Source organism: Microcoleus sp. PH2017_34_RAT_O_A (assembly GCF_020737885.1).
Lineage (GTDB): Bacteria > Cyanobacteriota > Cyanobacteriia > Cyanobacteriales > Microcoleaceae > Microcoleus.
In genome coordinates this window covers 93,809-112,822 of sequence record NZ_JAEQDD010000015.1, presented here as the reverse complement: position 1 = coordinate 112,822, position 19,014 = coordinate 93,809, and the positions used below count along the sequence as shown (strand labels likewise).

The 19,014-nt window shown below is 45.2% G+C and carries 15 protein-coding genes and 1 pseudogene; 11 read left to right on the top strand and 5 right to left on the bottom strand.

Translation table 11 applies throughout. The annotated features are described in order from the left end of the window. Nucleotides 1–31: 31 nt before the first annotated feature. Nucleotides 32–2,728: a PAS domain S-box protein gene (locus JGK11_RS07695; RefSeq protein ID WP_293175667.1), complete on the bottom strand. Its 2,697-nt coding sequence runs from the start codon at nucleotides 2,726–2,728 to the stop codon at nucleotides 32–34. A gap of 417 nt (nucleotides 2,729–3,145) precedes the next feature. Then, nucleotides 3,146–5,161, bottom strand: a complete 2,016-nt coding sequence (gene tkt, locus JGK11_RS07690) for a transketolase (protein ID WP_293189777.1) — start codon at nucleotides 5,159–5,161, stop codon at nucleotides 3,146–3,148. 163 nt (nucleotides 5,162–5,324) lie between these two features. On the opposite strand from tkt, the gene JGK11_RS07685 reads away from it, so the two are divergent. The 7 genes from JGK11_RS07685 (at nucleotide 5,325) to JGK11_RS07655 (ending at nucleotide 10,861) form a co-directional block, all read left to right on the top strand. Then, on the top strand, nucleotides 5,325–5,468 hold the full coding sequence (locus tag JGK11_RS07685; protein ID WP_293211172.1) for a hypothetical protein: 144 nt from the start codon (nucleotides 5,325–5,327) through the stop codon (nucleotides 5,466–5,468). Nucleotides 5,469–5,587: 119 nt separating this feature from the next. Further along, the gene (locus tag JGK11_RS07680) at nucleotides 5,588–5,713 is read left to right on the top strand and encodes a hypothetical protein (protein WP_293211169.1); all 126 of its coding nucleotides are present in this window, start codon (nucleotides 5,588–5,590) and stop codon (nucleotides 5,711–5,713) included. Nucleotides 5,714–5,909: 196 nt separating this feature from the next. Further along, complete coding sequence (gene lysS / locus JGK11_RS07675) at nucleotides 5,910–7,463, top strand: lysine--tRNA ligase (protein WP_293197525.1); 1,554 nt, start codon at nucleotides 5,910–5,912, stop codon at nucleotides 7,461–7,463. A 430-nt stretch (nucleotides 7,464–7,893) separates the two neighbouring features. Then, nucleotides 7,894–9,156, top strand: a complete 1,263-nt coding sequence (locus JGK11_RS07670) for a SufS family cysteine desulfurase (protein ID WP_293211167.1) — start codon at nucleotides 7,894–7,896, stop codon at nucleotides 9,154–9,156. Between the two features lie 133 nt (nucleotides 9,157–9,289). Further along, the gene (locus JGK11_RS07665; RefSeq protein WP_293204510.1) at nucleotides 9,290–9,685 is read left to right on the top strand and encodes a deaminase; all 396 of its coding nucleotides are present in this window, start codon (nucleotides 9,290–9,292) and stop codon (nucleotides 9,683–9,685) included. Continuing rightward, nucleotides 9,685–10,113, top strand: a complete 429-nt coding sequence (locus JGK11_RS07660; RefSeq protein WP_293204513.1) for an Imm1 family immunity protein — start codon at nucleotides 9,685–9,687, stop codon at nucleotides 10,111–10,113. Before JGK11_RS07665 ends, JGK11_RS07660 begins: the two co-directional genes overlap by 1 nt. 115 nt (nucleotides 10,114–10,228) lie before the next feature. After that, a complete protein-coding gene (locus tag JGK11_RS07655; RefSeq protein WP_293211165.1) occupies nucleotides 10,229–10,861 on the top strand; it encodes a Uma2 family endonuclease in 633 nt (210 codons plus the stop codon). A 175-nt stretch (nucleotides 10,862–11,036) separates the two neighbouring features. Here JGK11_RS07655 and JGK11_RS07650 read toward each other — a convergent pair whose 3' ends face one another. Next, nucleotides 11,037–11,864 carry an NAD-dependent epimerase/dehydratase family protein gene (locus JGK11_RS07650; protein WP_293211163.1) on the bottom strand — a complete coding sequence of 276 codons (828 nt, stop codon included), beginning with the start codon at nucleotides 11,862–11,864 and terminating at the stop codon, nucleotides 11,037–11,039. A 111-nt stretch (nucleotides 11,865–11,975) separates the two neighbouring features. Here JGK11_RS07650 and JGK11_RS07645 point away from each other — a divergent pair, with 111 nt between their 5' ends. Next, nucleotides 11,976–12,830, top strand: coding sequence for a DUF1232 domain-containing protein (locus JGK11_RS07645; protein WP_293211161.1), 855 nt, complete (start codon nucleotides 11,976–11,978; stop codon nucleotides 12,828–12,830). Nucleotides 12,831–13,020: 190 nt separating this feature from the next. Here JGK11_RS07645 and JGK11_RS07640 read toward each other — a convergent pair whose 3' ends face one another. Further along, nucleotides 13,021–13,335: a zinc ribbon domain-containing protein gene (locus JGK11_RS07640; protein WP_293189773.1), complete on the bottom strand. Its 315-nt coding sequence runs from the start codon at nucleotides 13,333–13,335 to the stop codon at nucleotides 13,021–13,023. 352 nt (nucleotides 13,336–13,687) lie between these two features. Here JGK11_RS07640 and JGK11_RS07635 point away from each other — a divergent pair, with 352 nt between their 5' ends. The 3 genes and pseudogenes from JGK11_RS07635 (at nucleotide 13,688) to JGK11_RS07625 (ending at nucleotide 16,737) form a co-directional block, all read left to right on the top strand. Continuing rightward, a complete protein-coding gene (locus JGK11_RS07635; RefSeq protein ID WP_293175687.1) occupies nucleotides 13,688–14,269 on the top strand; it encodes a hypothetical protein in 582 nt (193 codons plus the stop codon). A 366-nt stretch (nucleotides 14,270–14,635) separates the two neighbouring features. After that, nucleotides 14,636–15,109: a TspO/MBR family protein gene (locus JGK11_RS07630; RefSeq protein ID WP_293175689.1), complete on the top strand. Its 474-nt coding sequence runs from the start codon at nucleotides 14,636–14,638 to the stop codon at nucleotides 15,107–15,109. Between the two features lie 346 nt (nucleotides 15,110–15,455). Beyond that, nucleotides 15,456–16,737: pseudogene (locus JGK11_RS07625) on the top strand (transposase). Between the two features lie 29 nt (nucleotides 16,738–16,766). Here the strand turns inward: JGK11_RS07625 and JGK11_RS07620 are convergent. Further along, on the bottom strand, nucleotides 16,767–18,836 hold the full coding sequence (locus tag JGK11_RS07620) for a hypothetical protein (protein ID WP_293189772.1): 2,070 nt from the start codon (nucleotides 18,834–18,836) through the stop codon (nucleotides 16,767–16,769). Nucleotides 18,837–19,014: the final 178 nt, after the last annotated feature.

The window sequence follows — 19,014 nt, the reverse complement described above, 5'->3', positions numbered from 1 at the left end:
ATTAGAGGAAAAAAAATTGAACTTTGACCCTTCAGCTATTAATTATAGGAATAGTGAAGTAAAAAGTCGCTCCTTTTCCCTCCTGAGATTCCACCCATATCCGCCCGCCATGGCGTTCCACAATGCGCTTGCACATCGCCAAACCTATGCCAGTACCGGAATATTCGCGGCGTCCGTGCAGGCGTTGAAAAATGATAAAAATGCGATCGGCATACTCAGGAGCGATGCCAATGCCCCGATCGCGGACGCTGAACAGCCATTCGCCCTCTTGCCTTTGGGCAGCGATCTGAATGAACGGGATGTCTTCGCGGCAAAATTTGATGCCGTTGGCGATCAAATTTTGGAATAATTGCACCAGTTGAGATTCATCTGCCATCACCGTTGGCATCGCGTCGCAGGTGATGACAGCTTTTGTTTCGGCGATCGCAATTTGCAAATTGCACAAACTTTGCTTGACAGCAGCATTGCAGTCGGCTGGCTCAAACTCCTGACCCCTCGTTCCCAGTCGCGAATACGCCAACAAATCATTAATCAATTGTTGCATTCTGGTCGCGCCGTCAACAATATAATTAATATACTTATCGGCGCGATCGTCCAAATTTTCTTGATAGCGCTGGGCGAGTAATTGAGTGTAACTGGTAACGGCTCGGAGCGGTTCTTGCAAATCGTGGGAAGCCACATAAGCAAATTGTTCTAGTTCCTCGTTAGAACGCTTCAAATCTTCTGTAAGTTGCAGCATTTGCTCCTCTGCTTCTTTGCGGCCTGTAATGTTGTAAACCAACGCACAACAAGACAGCATATTCCCCAGATTGTCGAATACTGGACTGGTAGAAATATAAGTCCAAACATCTTTACCCTCCTTAGTTTTTAGTTGTACTTCACGTTTTTCACCAATAGCTTGCTGGCGCCAATCCACAGGATAGAGATTTGATGTTCTTTCCGGTTCGTCCGTGAAATCCAAAAGCGGTCTACCTAACATTTCTACTTCACTATAGCCAAGCATTCGTGCCATTGCGTGATTGACATAAGTCGTGAGGGAATTGCTGTCAATTACCCAAATACCTTCTTCTGCTAATTCAACTATTTGTCTGTACTTGAATTCGCTTTCCTGCAAGGCTCTTTCAGTTAGTTTGCGATCGGTGATATCTTTCATGAAACAGTGGTGACCGTTAAATGTCCCTTGGGCGTCGCAAGCTTTTACCAGAGTTATTTGCTTGTAAAAAAACGTTCCATTTTTCCGGACTCCTCTAGCTTCCACGTCTACTTTGCCAGAAATTAGCATCTCCTCATAAGCTGAGATTAGCATCTCAATATCATCAGGATGTACGGTGAGTATCCATTCCATACCGACCATTTCTTCGGGTTCGTAACCGCAGGTATGAGCGTAAGCTCGGTTAGCATTGACGTAGCGTCCCTCAATGTCCAGTCGCGAAATGCCTTCCACGGCATTTTGCAGGGCAATGGTGAGGTCGCGGAAATCTTTTTCAGCTTGTTTGCGATCGCTAATATCCTGACCGATACCCAAAAAACCGTTAATATTTCCGTTGTTGTCAAATAAGGCAGTCACAGACAGCAGTACCGGAAACCGCGAACCATCTTTGCGAATGTAACTCCATTCATTTTCGTCAGCTATTCCCCGACGCGCCCAGGCAACAAAAACCTCAAACTCCGGCTCTATTTTTACTCCCAATTCTTGAGAAAGAATTTCTGCTCTTTTACCGACCTCCACAGGATCGTGAATGATTGCTAGCGTAAATTTTCCCACCACTTCTTCGGAGGAATAGCCTAAAAGTTTCTGGGCTGCCAGATTAAATGTTTTAATCGTACCGTCTGGTTCGGTAGAAATAATTGTGTAGTTAGGGCTATTAAGAATTGCATTTTGCAGTTGCGTCAATTCTAACAAAGTGAACGCAATTTTTTGTCTGTAGGCGATTTCTTTTTGCAATTTGTGGTTGTAAATTTCAATTTGAGCAGTGCGAGCGACTACTCGACGCTCCAGAGTTTCATTGAGCAGTCGATTTTCTTCTTCTACCTGCTTGCGTTCTGTAATATCAGTAATAGTAGCAACATAACTTTTAACCTTCCCATTTTCTCCGACTTGACCGACAGCTTGACCGAATACCCAACTGATTTTAGTGCGATCGATGCCTTGAAAGCGGTACTCAGATTTAAACGGCAATTTCTCGGCAGCGGCGCTGTACCATTGGTCAAAAACCCGCTGGCGGTCGTCTGGATGAATGCCTTGGAACCACCCTTTACCCAAAGCTTCATCGCAGCCCATTCCCGAAATTTGACACCAGCGCTCGTTGACATACAAGCAATCTCCTATAGCGTCTGCATAAAATATTCCCACCGGCGAAGCTTCAGTTAAGGTTTGATAGCGAGCTTCTGTTTCTCGGCGTTCGATGATTTCTTGTTGCAGTATGCGATCGATCATCCCTAATTGAGTTGGACTCAGGAGAGTTAATGCTTGGGGAACTAAAGGAATTAATGCAAAAGCCGTGTAAGCAGAAATCGCGGCGGTAATCATTTTTAGACAGCCAGAAACCCAATAAACAGGATGCCAAAGCGTCCAAACTTCCATTACATGAGTAGTACCGCAGGAGATAATAAAGGCGGCAAACAGCCAAAAAATGTTGCGAAATGGCAAGTCTTTTCGCTGACTGATAAAATAAATTAGGGATAGGGGTATTGAATAGTATGCCAGGGCAATTATCGAGTCTGACACTATATGCAGCGCGACAAGCTCTCGCTGCCAAAGGTAACAGTGGCCGTGAGGAATGTAATTCCCGATGAATAAGAGGTTATTTAAAACAGTCCACATGATAAAGAAATGGGTAATGGGGAATCGGGAATTGGGAATTGGGAATTGGTAATTGGTAATTGGGAATGGGTAATGGGGAATGGAAAATTTAACCCAATAACTTATAAGTTATCTCAAAATTCAAAAATCTACAGAAGACCGGGCGAAGGTCATTCGCGGCTACACAAACAAAACCCGCCTCCGCGGGTTGAAGTTTTATCTTTTTCCGTCTTCCTTCTTCCTTCTTCCGTCTTCCTTCTTCCGTCTTCCTTCTTCCTTCACCCATAAAAAAAGGGGCGAGCCCCAAGCCCGCCCCATCCAAAATTATGCTGCTGCTATTGATTAACCCAACAGCGCTTTAGCCTTAGCTACGACATTATCAACGGTGTAGCCAAACTTTTCTAGAGCAACGGGGCCTGGTGCAGAAGCGCCGAAGGTGTCGATGCTGATGCTGTCGCCTTCGGAACCCAAATAACGTCCCCAGCCGAAGCTAGAAGCTGCTTCAACTGCTAACCGTTTGGTAACAGCTTTTGGTAGTACAGATTCGCGGTAAGCGGCATCTTGCAAGTCGAACAATTCCCAGCAAGGCATCGAAACGACGCGGACTTTATTGCCGGCGGCGCGCAATTTTTCAGCGGCATCAACGCAGAGGTATGTTTCGCCACCGGTGCCGATCAAAATGATGTCGGGAGTACCGCCGTCGTCTGACAAAGTGTAAGCGCCTTTGGCTGTTCCTTCGATCGAGCTTCCGGCCAAATTGGGCAAGTTTTGACGAGACAAAGCCATCAAAGTGGGGCGTTTGGGGCTTTCAACTGCCACCTTGTAAGCACCGGATGTTTCGTTTCCGTCGGCTGGGCGCATTACCAATAAATTGGGGATGGCGCGCAGGGAAGCGATGGTTTCGACTGGTTGGTGGGTGGGGCCGTCTTCGCCCAAGGCTACGGAGTCGTGAGTCATGACGTAGATGACTCCGGCTTCGGAGAGTGCAGAGAGGCGAATTGCGCCGCGCATATAGTCGGCAAATACTAAGAATGTGGCGCAGTAAGGAAGCAAACCACCGTGGAGGAGCATACCATTGGCGATCGCGCCCATAGCGTGTTCCCGCACACCAAACCGCAGATTGCGTCCTTCGTATTGACCTTTTTGGAAATCTTTTTCACCCTTGAGCAAAGTCATGTTAGAAGATGCCAAGTCAGCGGAACCGCCGATCAATTCAGGTAGGACAGCAGCCAAAGCATTCAAACATTTTCCAGAATGATTCCGGCTGGAATCTGCCTTATCTTCCGGCTTGTAAGTCGGGAGAACTTTATCCCAACCTTCGGGAAGTGTGCCAGCAACGGTGCGCTCATATTCCGCTGCTTCTGCGGGATATTTTGCTTTATAATCAGCAAAAGCTTGATTCCATTCTTGCTCAGATTGAGCGCCGCGTTCAACTGCTTTGCGGAAGTGTGACAAAGCATCGCTAGGAATTTCAAACGGTGCGTATTCCCACTTCAAGAAATCGCGAGTTGCTTTCACTTCATCGGTACCCAAAGCAGCACCGTGAGAACTGTAAGAATTGCGCTTGTTGGGAGAACCGTAACCAATGATGGTGCGGACTTTAATCATGGACGGTTTGTCCGTGACTTTTTTCGCTTCTTCAATAGCTTTGTGAACTGCTTCTAGGTTAGTATCGTTGTCTAGAGCAGTATTGTCTACTGTAATAACGTGCCAGTTGTAAGCTTCAAAACGCTTGCCGACATCTTCAGTAAAGGCCAAGCTAGTGTCGCCTTCAATGGAAATGTGATTGTCATCGTACAGGGCAATTAATTTGCCGAGTCCGAGGTGTCCAGCCAAGGAACAAGCTTCGCCGGAAATGCCTTCCATGTGGCAGCCGTCACCCATGATGACATAGGTGTAGTGGTCAACAATGGTGTTACCGGGCTTGTTAAACTTGGCAGCGAGGTGAGCTTCTGCCATTGCCAAACCGACGGCGTTAGCAATGCCTTGTCCCAGAGGGCCTGTAGTAACTTCTACGCCTTCGGTGACAAAGTTTTCTGGGTGTCCGGGGGTTTTGGATTCCCACTGACGGAATTGCTTGATGTCGTCGAGGCTGACGCTATCGTAGCCGGTCAAGTGCATGAGGGCGTACTGTAGCATACAGCCGTGTCCGGCGGAGAGGACGAAGCGATCGCGATTGAACCACTTGGGGTTTTTGGGGTTGAACCGCATAAACCGATCCCACAGCACGAAGGCCATAGGAGCAGCGCCCATCGGCAGTCCCGGGTGTCCTGATTTTGCTTTTTCTACCGCATCGATGGCGAGAAAGCGGATAGAGTTGATGCAGAGTTCTTCGAGTGATTGAGTTGCAACAGCCATAATTCTGGTTTTTATATGTTAAGAGAGAGTGTGTGTGATATCATATCGGGTCAATCGATCGTAATTCTTGTAGGGGCGGGTTCACCAATAATCCCCAATGAAAACCAGAGTTTTAGTAAACCCGCCCCGACCCAAATAGTACGATCGATCGACCGGACATGATATGTGTGGTCGATTGTGGCAGAGGTGCGATGAGTCGAGTTCGATCGCCCGCGTCTCTGCTGTTCAGTTTCTGTGGAACTGCCGTGAGGCTGCACTACATATCATCTCACCACTTGCGATCGACAGACAACTTATATCATTTTAGATTTTAGATTTTAGATTTTAGATTGGGAATGATTTACTGGGTATGGGTTTGAGGCACTGGCCTGCGGTTGCATTTTTTTTTTACGGGTATTAATTGTTTAAAGTTTCGGCCACTTTGTGGTGTCTAGAACAATTTGCGATCGGAGATATTTCTGGGTGGGCTGGCAGTTGTCAGTTGGCAGCTACCCGATTTTAGTCAAAAGTCAAGGCATACCGGACGATCGCAAGTGTATCTTAGTTGTTTGAAAAATTCATCTGTGTGGCGCGGTTATGATAAAGTCTAGTGTTTCTCACATTTTGCAGCTTGGTCAGGAACAGGCAAGATGCTTGTCCCACAAAGAGTGAATTTTCTGGTGGGGTGAGCAGGCGAGCCCGCCCGGAGCGCCAGCACGAGAATAGTGCAAAATGTAAGATATTGGTAATTTTAATCAGGCAATAAGTAATGACTCTGAGTGAAGCCGAAGTCCGCAGTCAAAAAGTAGAAGAACTGCGATCGCAAGGCATAGAACCGTATCCTAGCCAATCCTACGCGCGATCGCACACAGCCCAACAAGTTCGCGAAATATTTAGTCAGCCGGGAAAAGAACTCGCCAACGGAGAAAGCGATCCCGAAGAAATTTCCCTGCGATTAGCAGGCCGGATTATTTCCAAGCGAGACAGCGGCAAAATTGGTTTCATCGATTTAAAAGACGCCACAGACAAAATTCAACTCAAAATCGAGAAAGCAATCGTCACCGGTGAAGTCGGTTTGAGCTTTGAACAAATTAAAAAATTGCTTGATATCGGCGATTTTGTCGGCGTCCAAGGTATTGGCTGCCGCACGCCTCGGGGAGAACTTTCTATTTTAGTGCGGGAATTCACCCTTTTATCAAAAGCTACAATCCAATTTCCCGATGCTTATTACGGCATTAACGACCCCGAAGTTTGCCGCCGCCACCGCGAAATGGATTTGGCTAGCAACCAAGATGCGCTCAACCGTTTCATGGTGCGTAGCCGCATCGTACAAAGTATCCGTTCCTATCTCTGGAAAGCAGATTTTTACGAGATAGAAACGCCAACGCTGCAAGCTATTTACGGCGGTGCTGCTGCTAAGCCGTTCATGACGCACCACAATGCTTTGGAAGTAGATTTATATTTGCGAGTGGCACCGGAATTGTTCTTAAAAAGAGCTATTTGCGGCGGTTTTGAGCGAGTATTTGAACTAGGAAAAGCCTTTAGAAATGAGGGTATTGACAGCACTCACAATCCCGAGTTTACCTCCTTAGAAGTTTACCAAGCCTATGCAGATGTATTCGACATTTTAACAGTTGTCGAAGATGTGATGTGTTTTGCGGCGGCGGCTGTCTTTGGAGATGTCGTGGAAATTGAAAATCAGGGAGAAACCATCAGTTTAGAGCGCAAGTTCGACTACAGCGACAAATATCCCGGTTTTAGCGGCAAACACTGGCAAGTTAAAACGATGGTGGAAGCTGTCAGAGACGAGTTTGGGCTGGATTTTGACAGTTTGGACTTGGAAAGTGCGATCGGCTCTGCAAGCAAGCTAGAACTGCATCTGTCAAAGTTAGAACAACAAAGTTTAGGCTACGTCTTGTACGCAGTTTTTGACAAATTAGTTGTTCCCAAACTAATTCAACCGACATTCATCATCGACTATCCCGTCGAAGTCAGTCCCTTAGCCAAAGGACACCGCAGCAAACCGGGATTTGTCGAACGTTTCGAGCTATTTATTAATGGCACAGAATACTCAAATGGATTCTCAGAATTGAACGATCCGAAAGAGCAAAGAAAGCGCTTTGAAGAACAGCTAGCGCAGAAAAATGCAGGCGACGACGAAGCGCATCCCATGGATGAAGACTTCATCCAAGCGCTATCTTTGGGAATGCCGAATTGTGCGGGAATGGGCATCGGCGTAGACAGATTGGTGATGCTTTTAACTAACACTCAAAGCATCCGAGATGCCGTAATGTTCCCGACAATGCGGCCAGTGAAAGATTAGTCAAATTTTGTAGGTGGTGTCTTGATTTATCAAGATTATAGCCCTTCTCAGATAGGTGAGGTACGTTGTTGGGCTTTAGCCCTCTTAGTGTATTATATAAGCTGTCAGTCATACCTCATCTTTTAGAGAAAAGCTCTAGTTAGACTCGAAAGGCTTTTGGATTTTCAAATCCCAAAATCCAAATTGACTTTTCCCCCTCAAAGCCGTGTCCGATCAATTAACCGCAGTAAGATTCGTTTGTAGTGCGGACTTCAGTCCGCAGCCAAAAAGCGGAATTAATTAAAGTACGTTGTTGGGCTTTAGCCCTCTTTAGACATATATAAAAAGGGCTAAAGCCCAACAACGTACCTATTGATGCAAAAAATCGTTTAAAATGGAATTGCGCCCTAATCTTGCAAAAAAATAACTTCTCATTGTTAACTCAGAAAATATGACACTTATTCAAGAAAAAACTCTAGCCTCAAAAGTTCGCGCCGACTTCCCCATTTTGACGCAAAAAGTCAACGGTAAACCGCTAATTTATTTAGACAACGCAGCGACTTCCCAAAAACCCCTAGCTGTACTCAACGCTTGGCGCGATTACTACGAACAATACAATGCCAACGTCCACCGCGGCGCCCACACTCTCAGCGCCAAAGCAACTGATGCTTACGAAGGTGCGAGAGACAAAGTTGCAGCATTTATCAATGCAGCATCGCGACAAGAAATTGTTTACACTCGCAACGCCACGGAAGCAATTAATTTAGTTGCTTATTCTTGGGGTTTAAGCAATCTGCAAGCGGGAGATGAAATTATCCTGTCGGTGATGGAACACCACAGCAATCTCGTTCCCTGGCAAATGATTGCTCAAAAAACTGGTGCGGTGTTAAAGTTTGTAGAGTTGACTGCAACTTACGAGTTTGATTTGGAACAGTTTAAAACGCTGGTTTCCCACAAAACTAAGTTGGTATCTGTGGTTCACGTTTCCAATACTTTAGGCTGCATCAATCCAGTCAAAGAAATATGCAAAATTGCCCACAGTTTCGGCGCCAAAGTTTTAATTGATGCTTGCCAAAGCGTGCCGCACATGGTAGTAGACGTGCAAGCAATGGATTGCGATTGGCTGGTTGCTTCCGGCCACAAAATGTGCGCTCCGACTGGTATCGGTTTTCTGTACGGTAAACTAAACTTGCTGAGAGAAATGCCTCCGTTTTTCGGCGGCGGCGAGATGATTGCTGATGTGTTTCTCGAATATTCCACCTATGCCGATTTGCCGCACAAGTTTGAGGCGGGGACTCCGGCAATCGGTGAGGCGATCGCCCTTGGTGCTGCGATCGACTATCTTAGTAACATAGGCATGGATCGGATTCACGCTTGCGAAGCCGACTTGACGGCTTATCTCTTCCAACAGTTGCGGCAAATTCCCGAGATCAAAATCTACGGGCCAGAACCAGACAGCAACGGCGAAGGTAGGGCAGCGCTAGCATCATTTAGCGCCGGAGAACTTCACCCTCAAGACTTGTCCACCATGTTGGATGCGGAGGGGGTCGCGATTCGTTCCGGGCATCACTGCACGCAAGCTTTGCACCGCTATTTGAACATTTCATCTACTGCACGGGCGAGTGTGTATTTTTACAATACCCATGAGGAGATTGATGTGTTTGTCAAAGCGTTGAAAGAGACGATCGACTTTTTTGGTGAGATGATGGGGTAATTTGGTGAGGTGGGCTTTTGCCCACCCCCTAGTAATATGATAAATCTCAGATTCGCAATCCCAAATCCCAAAACCAGAACGTAACATGGTAAAATTGGGCTGTCAACCCAAAGGAAAGGCAAAAATATAAAGTGTGTTAGATGAACTAGGTGCATATAGACAAAGCCTAGGTTTACCACCGGCTGGCAGCGAAACCGATAAATCAACCATAGCTAAAGTAGAAATAGCGGGTAAAAGTTTTTTTGGCATCAACTCTGGCAGCAACCCCAATCGTCGGCAAATAACCTTTAATGTCAATCCTATCACCAAAACCCACGCTGAAGCCGATGCTTTTCAACAAGCAGCCGATGCGGGAATTAGAGGAGGTAAAGCACGTTTGATTTGCGATCGTGAACTTTGTGCCGCCTGCGGCTTAAGAGGTGGAGTAAACTCTATGGCTTGGCAGTTAAATATAGAAGAATTAGAAATTATTACTCCCAGTGGAAGTAAGACAATAACCATTAAACCGCCAAATACAAGGAGGCAATAATGTTTGTATTAAACCTGTCAGCAGAAAATTGGGTTGGCAACCAGGATGAAGGTAATTTAATAAAAAGTCCTACTTGGAATCAAATAGAACAAGCCATTCGCGAGTTGAATGGGAAAACTAAAACTTTAGTTACCTTGGGTGCAGATGACGAGTCTTATATGAGCATTGGTGGTGGTGAATTCGGCAAATATATTGTTAACATAACTTTTGATAACGTTAGCTTCTATAATTTAGTAGAGCCATCAAAACCAGATGCAATAGAAAAGCTAGTTGTCGGCGGACAAGAAGGCAATTATTCCGCCAAAATGTGTGTGAATTTAGAGACTGCACTGTTGGCAGCCCAAACATTTACAGCATCAGGAGAACTTCAAAAATCGCTGTCTTGGGAAGAAGAGAAAGAATTAGCGGTGTCATCAAATAAGATTTAATACAACCCGCGTTCATTCGCGTGCATCCGCGGCTCAAAAAAGAACGCTTTTTGGGAACTAACTTTGCCCGTGCTACAATAAAACCAGAGTTTTCTCAGCTCAAGGAGATTTTGAGATGATTGCTACCACTTCAAGTTTAGCCGAACAGAGAACCCTGCTAGAAAATATTAGCTGGTCAACCTTTGAAACCTTGCTCAAAGAAATAGGCGATAAGCGAGGTTATCGCATAGCTTACGATGAAGGGAGACTGGAAATTATGGCGCCATTATTTGAACATGAGAACTACAAGAGCAATTTCGGTAATTTCATCATTGCTTTAGCAGAAGAACTCGACATTGAAATTAAAAGTGCTGGCTCAACTACTCTCAAACTCAAAAATGCTAAAAAAGGCATAGAACCAGATAACTGTTATTATATCCCAAATGAACCAGCAGTTAGAGGTAGGCAAGAACTAGACTTAGAAACTGCCCCACCGCCCGACTTAGCAATTGAAATAGATATTACCAGCAGTTCAATTAATAAGTTTGCCATTTACTCAGCACTTGGAGTCCCGGAACTCTGGCTATATAACGGGCGAGTTTTGAAATTTTATCAGTTGGTAGAAACAGAATATATTGAGCGCGACTTTAGTATTGCTTTTCCCTTTGTATCAGCAGCGGAAATGGCTATTTTTTTCACTCGCACTCAAACTCTAGGAGAAATTGCTTTGCTGAAATCTTTTAGGACTTGGGTTAAAGGGAAAATATAGCATCAGGAATTACGGACAAACTGGCTTTTATTGTGGCGAGTTGGCAAGATCGTGTCCGCAGTCAGTAGCACGATAAAATAGGTTTGTAGTAAGGACTTTAGTCCTCTTTAAACTATGAGGACTAAAGTCCTCACTACGAACTTTATAACGGCGGACACGATCTAAATTTAGATAATTAAAACTCACTAATTTCAGGATGGATAAACTGATAGCCAGCCGCCTTAATTTTTTGATTCGATACCCTCGCATTATAAGGCCGCACGCTGCTCACAGATGTATCCCAAGTAGCTTTCGGTAGATTGTGAGTTTCAAAAATGCGATCGAGTAATTCGCTACTAGATAGCGACACATCCCCGACTAAATTGTAAATCCCCTGCAATCTATTGTCCAATGCAAAGGTCAATCCCCCAACAATATCATCTCGATGTACCCAATTTGTCGCATCTTCCCCGGCGCCCGGACGAGTTGTCCCAGCCCAACGCCCAAAGATTTTAACTAATTCTCGCCCGAGCCCGTAAATGCCACCCAAACGGAGAATGCAAACTTGCAGGTTTGGATTCGATGCTGCTAATAAAACTCGTTCGGTTTCGGCGAGAATTTCACCGTTGGGATTGGCTGGTGCGACGGGCGATTCTTCGTTTACCAGTTTACCTTGACAGTCGCCGTACACAGAATAAGTACCCGTATAAATCACCTGCTTGACTGTCGGTATCTGCTGTAAAACTGATACCAAAGTTGTCACAGTTTCTAAGTAACTTTCTCGATAAGCATCAGCATTTCGAGCACCGACGCACAGCATAACAGCATCTTGGTCTTGCAGTAAACTCGCGATCGCACCTGCATCATTTCCCTTAAGCACAACTACCCGCTGGGCGACACCCTCCAATTCACTAACTCGGCTCGCCGTCGTAGTTGTCGCCGTCACGGTACAATCAGATTTACCGCGTAAATGTCGGGCTGTCGCAGTACCCACATAGCCGCACCCGACGATCGCAACTTTCATCAAAAATTCTCCATTTTGTCCTAGCTTTTAAGATTATTGCCGGTTTTTGCGAAGATTCGAGGTCAGGTTTGTGGTACGATCGAGATCGTCGCGAGCGATCCCAGTTGCATCATGTCCGAACAAGATATTTTTGCTACATCTTCAGAAACCGAACTTTTAGCTTTTTACGGTTCTTTATTTGCGATCGCAGCCGCCGACGGTTCTGTTGATATTGACGAACTAAATTTGTTCTTTAAAACCATAAATTTAGACAAGTTTTCGGATTCAGCCAAGGCTCAAATCCAATCCTACACAGCGACTCCACCATCTCTGGGCGACTGTTTGCAAACTCTCAGTCAGTCAAAAGAACCGCTGCGCTTGGGAGTCATGTATTTTTTGATCGGCATTGCTTTGGCAAATAATACCCTGCATCCCACAGAAAGCGAGGCGATTCAATCCGCGAAAAAAATGCTCGCAGTTTCCGATTTGCAAATTCAAGCCATGCAAGAATTCATCGCAGACATGAAACAAATACAGGAGGCTGCGCCCAAAAAAAATCAAGCATCAGCATCATTTAATACTGCCGTTTCCCAGCTCAAAAATAAGGGCATTCCTCTCGATTTAATCGACCCCAAAAGAACCACCATAAACCTCAGCAATCCGCAACCAGATTATTCCGATGAAAGTTTTTGGGCAAAACTTAAAAAATTTGCTTTAAGCGCTGGCCGAGAAGTAGTTGAAAAAGCTTTGACGCTTTATTACACTGCTCAAAATCCCAACGTACCGGCTTGGGCTAAAACCGTTGTTGTGGGAGCTTTGACCTATTTTATATCTCCGGTTGATGCGATTCCAGATATATTAGTCGGTGTCGGATTTACAGATGATTTGGGGGTGTTGCTGGCGGCGATAGCGACTGTTTCAGTATACATTAATGCTGAAACTAAAGCACAAGCACAGCAGAAAATGAGTGATTGGTTTGGTAAATAATCTTATCAGGTTTGTAGTAAGGACTTTAGTCCTGCTAAACTTAAAAATTAAGAAGGACTGAAGTCCTCACTACGAACTTTTAAGAAGGACTGAAGTCCTCACTACGAACTTTTAAGAAGGACTGAAGTCCTCACTACGAACTTTTAAGAAGGACTGAAGTCCTCACTACGAACTTAGTGATTGTGGATTCTCAGTCTTTCAGCGGCTTACCTTCTCGATTGATAATACGGCTTTCACCATCTTTAGCCGTGACATTTTCATAAACCCCTTCATCTCGCTTCACATACTTGCTGAAACCCTGATTTTTGTAATCAGTGTCGGATGTCGGCTTCATCAACCTCGGAGCGCTCAGCATTCGGCGTACCGGAGTATCTCCAGGAGTATCCCCGGGTTCGCACTTAGCCAACTCGCATAGTTGGGCCCAAGTCGAAACTTCCAGGTTCATGCTGTGCGAAACTTCTAACTGCTGGTTGTTTGTGGGACAAAAATAATCGTATACAGGCATACTAAGAATCTCGCTTGCAACTACTAAAATTACTAATTGCACGGTAACAGTGAGTATTATAACTCAAAATTACTAACAATTCAAGCCAAAAAAGCAAAGTTTACTATTTTTAATGGTTGTTGAAACAGCAAATCAGCTATATTATTAACCCTGTGCAGTTGCTCCCGAATGCGATCGAGACCAAGCCCAATACTACGCTACCCTGAAATCCTCTGACTCGATCGACGGCTAGCAAATGCCCCCAAGACTTCTCTGAATGCCGTCAAAGGATTTATCGTCATTTCAGACTGCGCCCAAACTACTGATTTTAAGTTTCAAGTGTATTCATCTATTCACCAGTGAGGATTTACCGATGAGCGATTTCAAAGTTACGCCAGAAGTGGAGCTGAATACAGCTCAAATGTTGGAGCGATACCAACTACAAGATGAGACTATTCTGCGGCGTTGGGCAAAACTGCACGGCATCAACAGCACTCGCGGTTTCTTCTATCCTAGTGAAGTAGATTTGATGGATCACGCTCACCATCACCTCTACAATTTGGGAATGAGTGTTGCTGAGTATCAAAGTCTTTTAGACCGGCGCCGCAGCCATTCTCAGACATCAGGGGATCAAAATAAAACAGTAGCAAGTCAAGTTGCTGATGAAGCATACGATGCCATAGAAATGCTGACAGATCAGTATTCAGAAGCTATTGATTTAATGGGAGAACGTATAGCAGATCATTTCATCGATGAACTCGATTTATCTGTGATGCGACACCTTTCTCAAAAAGTTAAAGATCGTCGCACACTCAACGGCCAAACTAAAAAACCCAACCGTTTTCTCCAAGTAATTAAAGCTGTGTTGCAACCGAGCAGTGAAAATACGCTTCTGGTTCCCAGAAAAGATGATGACTCTAGTTTAGAATTAGAACACCATCACCGGCTCGGCTAGCGGATTGATTTGCAAGGCTAAGCGCTACTTGTCGCGGTAAGGTGCGCGTCGCGCACCCTACATAATTAGGTTATGTTTCCGGGATTGTGAAGGCAATAAACTTGCTGTTTTTAACCAAGAAGAATGGGTTTAGAGCCTCCTCCTTCGAGGGAGAAATAAAACAAAATTATTCACTGTTTCATTCCTAGGACTTATAGGTAGAGGTCGCTCTCCAACTGTCAACTGTCAACTGTCAACTGTCAACTGTTGAACAGCCTAATTTACCTTGCAATTATCAATTTAAGACTGGAGAGAGATGTGCTTTGCCTCGGAATTACCTAAAATATAGGTTTAATTGAAACAGTTAATCTAGCTAAAGGTAGAGAAATGATTAAATCATGGATGGTAATTGGAGCAGTCGTCTTGATAGTAGCTTTGGCGATTAACAGAATTTCGACCAGTGACATCCAATGGTTCAACCGATTAGTGCGTCCGAGATGGCTAAAAATTGAAGCAGCAATTCCTATAATTTGGACAGTAATTTTTATTTGTGGAGCTTGGTCAGCAGTGATTGTTTGGGAGCAAGCACCGGGAACTCAGGAGACTTGGTTGAGAATGGGTTTGTACCTGCTTTTAGAAATAGTAACTATGTCTTATACGTCGGTTATGTGCAAAGTTAGGAGCCTCAAAGTCGGTACGATAATCGGCGGAACTGGCGCAATTTTAAGCGTGCTGCTAGCTTTGAGCGTGTTGGCTGCTTCTGAATCAGCGACCTTGTTATTGCTGCCTTACATACTCTGGAGTCCGATCGGCACTTACACGACTTGGGCGATGATGCACCTCAATCCGGCGGATGTTTAATTGATAGAAGTCCGAGGGAAGTCGGAAGAAGGAAAAGGGAAAAGGGAAAAGGGAAAGATTTTTAGGGTGTGTCGCCATCAACAATTTTTATATTCAATCGACAATCTCACACTGAGGGTTGTCTTATAACTGTTGAAGCTCCCTGGTGCGTCGCTATTAGATTGTCGGTCTTTTTTGAAGATTGGCTATGGCGACACACCTTACGGAAAACTTAAAAATCCCAAATCCAAAATGGTATTATAAAACTTCATTAAGTTTGCAAGCAATAGTAAGCAATGGTAGTATCATATAGTCAGAAGGTCAACAAGCGAGAATTATAGCGATCGTTAAAAAATGGAGAGTCTAAATGCAACTAGCAGAGAGACACATCATTAAATCCACCGAACACCGTTTTATTGAAATTGATGTACTAGCCTTTAAATCCAAAAATTTGTATAACGCCGCTAACTACATTATCCGTCAAAGTTTTGTTTACGGATGGGGTTATATCAATTACAACGAAATGAATCGTTTGATGAAATCTCATCAAGCATACAAAGAATTGCCAGCCAAGGTAAGTCAACAAATATTAATGATATTAGACAAAAATTGGAAGTCTTTTTTTGAAGCAGTCAAAGCTTACAAAAATAACCCCACAAAATTTAGCGGTCGCCCGAAATTACCGAAGTACAAAGATAAAGTCAAGGGTCGGAATATTCTAGTCTATACGATTCAAGCCATTAGTAGCAAGGAACTCAAGAAAGGAATTATCAAGCTTTCCGGTACTAATATTTTAATTAAAACCCAGGTCAAACCAGAGAAAATTTGTCAAATTAGATTAGTGCCAAAATGTGATTCCTATGTAATTGAGGTAATTTACAATGCCTGTACTCAGCCGGAGCCCACCATCGAAAACAAAAAAGAATTAGTAGGTAGTATCGATTTAGGATTGAATAATTTAGTAGCGCTAACTTCAAATCAGCCGGGGTTTGTCCCTTTACTGATAAACGGGCGACCACTCAAATCAATTAATCAATTCTACAACAAACGTAAAGCACAACTGCAATCTCAATTAAAAGGAAACCGCTGCTCGTCATCACGTCTTGGGCGCCTAACTCGTTGCCGCCATCAAAAAGTTGATAATTACTTGCATCATACCAGTCGCCAGATAATCAATCTGCTCGCATCACAAAAGATAGGGATGCTAGTAATTGGCAAAAACTTACAATGGAAAAATGAGATTAATTTAGGCAAGAGAACCAATCAAAACTTTGTCAATATTCCTCATGCTCGGCTAATTGAAATGTTGAAATACAAAGCTGAATTGGTTGGAATAAAGGTAATAGAGCAAGAGGAATCCTATACTTCCAAATCGAATTTTCTGAATTTAGATCCAATTCCTGTCTACGGAAATATTGGATCTCAGGATGTCACATTTAGCGGTTCGCGAATTAAGAGAGGATTGTACAAAACGTCGTTGGGTCGATTGATTAATGCCGATGTTAATGGGTCTTATAATATCTTAAGAAAAGCAATCCCAAATGCTTTTAGCACTCTTGATAGGGAGCTGTGTAGCTCAGCCGAGGCGGGTTAATCCGCTCAAAGTGAAAGCGAAAGGGGAGGGACTCAATGCCTCCCATGTCATGTAATAGATGACTATACTTTTACCAGCTATAGCCTAACGGCTCGGAGACCGGCTTGGTGGCTCGGTTTCCGGGGGTTCGGGAGCCACAGTCGGTGACTCAGCAGCCGGAGGATTCAGCGATTCCTCCCAAATTTTGATTTGCGATCGCGCTTGCTCAAAAGCCCGAGAACCCGAGGGAATTTTCTTCAAAGTCGCGATCGCCCCAGCCAGATCCGACGACGATTGTTCCACACCCATCGCCAAAATTCGCTGGCTCCACTCCTCGATCGCCTCACTAGCCTGCCAGCGGAGCGAACTCGTATCGGGTACCTGAAGGGCTAGCGTAATTGCTGCTTGCAAGGAGTCAGCAGTTCCCGCTTGGGCGGCCTGACGGGCGCTCTGCAAGCCTTGCTCGCCCTGCAATTGAGCTTCCCAAGTCCGAATGTTCGATCGAGCTTCCTCATATAGCACCCGTCCCGATCGAATCCGGCGTGCCATCTCAATGGCCTCGGCCAAATTACCCCTAGCCGCTAGTTGCTGAGCTCTCTCCAAAAACGGCTGGTCTTGAAGGCGCTGTCTTCTCTCGATCCAAGCTTGAATTTTGGTTTGAGCTTCCCCGTAAAGCGCTCTTCCTTGGCCGATCCGAGAAGCTTGAGCTACGGCTGCTTCCAGAGAATTTGGATCGCCGGTAGTCGCTAAATCGTTAGCTCTTTGCAGGTACGGACTGTCTTCTAGCAGTTCGATTTGACGGCTCAAGCGATCGATTTGAGTCCGAGCTTCCTTAGAGCGGGGATTTGATTCCGGGACTGTTTGCAATTGGGCGATCGCAGCCCTCAAGTCCTTGACCCCTCCCGGCGCTGCCAGCCTACTTGCCAAATCCAAAATTTTCACATCAGCCATTTCTTGCTGCCAGCGGCCGACTAAATCTTGAGCTTGTTTGTACAAAGGGCGGCCGTCTTTCAACTTTTGAGCGAGATCGATCGCCTTAGACAAACCATCAACAGAGCCGGTCAAAGCCTGAGCCGTAGCCTGAGCCAACTCGTTAAAATCCTGTACTTGTTCCTTTAAATTTGCAGCCTCTGGAATCTTGTTAGCGATCGAGATCGCCTGCTGCCAATCGCCTGCTTGCAAGCGTTTTTGGGCGATCGCCATCACTTTCTTGCTAAATTCCGCGATCAGCTTATTGGCAGCTTGATACAAATAACTCTTTTGATCGATGCCCTGAGCCAGCTTAATCCCCGTCACCAGATTGTCCAGCCCTCCCTCCGAGGCTGTATTCCTGGCTTTTACCAACTTATTACCCTCAGCCTTTGTCGTCTGAATTACCTTAGTGAGTTCCTCATACTTCGTCGATTCCCAAAAAGTATTTCCCGTATCCAACAGCAGAGTAGCTTGGCGGAAAGCCAGCCCCCACTCTTCCTGACGCAAGTGGTCTTCTGCCGTGCGGTAAAGTTTCTCTGCATCGCTCCATGTTGACTGCCACTTTTCAATCTGCTGTCGCACCGTCGCGTAAGCGGGAACGTCTTGAGGAACCTTGCGGGCGATCGCGATCGCCTCATCCAGCTTTCCTTCTTGGAAACTAGAATTTCCCAACCTGAGAATATCCTGCGACCAGCGATCGATCTGACCGTTAATTCTCGATCGTAGCGGGTGATCTTGGGGCAAAGCATTCACTAATTCGATCGCGCGCAGCAAATCATCCGCCGTCCGCTTGCTGGCTGCTTCTTGAGCGCAAAAAAAGCGATCGTTAGCAGAAGCCGTCGGCCAAAAAATCTTCGAGCAATTCGACTGCGAGGTTAGGTTTAGCAAAGACGAAATTGCCACAAACCCCATACCCACCGACATCAGCAAACTCACCGCCAGCCAAAACTGCCATTTTTTCGACCAGAAGCGCCACAGCCGATAGGGGTCACGTGGCGGTTGCGAGTTTTCTCCAGACTCTTTCGGCTGCTGTTCCAGATGCCCTCCCGGCAGTTTTCCTGAAGTAACCAAATCTCGGATTTCTTTAAGTCGCTCAGCGCGATTTTTCCTGGCTGGAATTGGCACTAGCGAGGAAGTATCCTTTTTTGACTCCAAGGATTCTGATGCAGACCAACGGCCTGGTGTTTTGCGATCTTGACTCATAAATCTCCGCTCACCACAAACAGCAACCAGCCAGTGTTAGTTATTTTAAAACTGCGATCGCTGATATCCACTGCTCTATAGAATGTATCCATCACTTTTACCAGAAAGAATTGGTTTCAAGCCTATCCCTTATGGGGATAATTTAAAAGAAGATTATTCATTACTCCAATCCACTTCC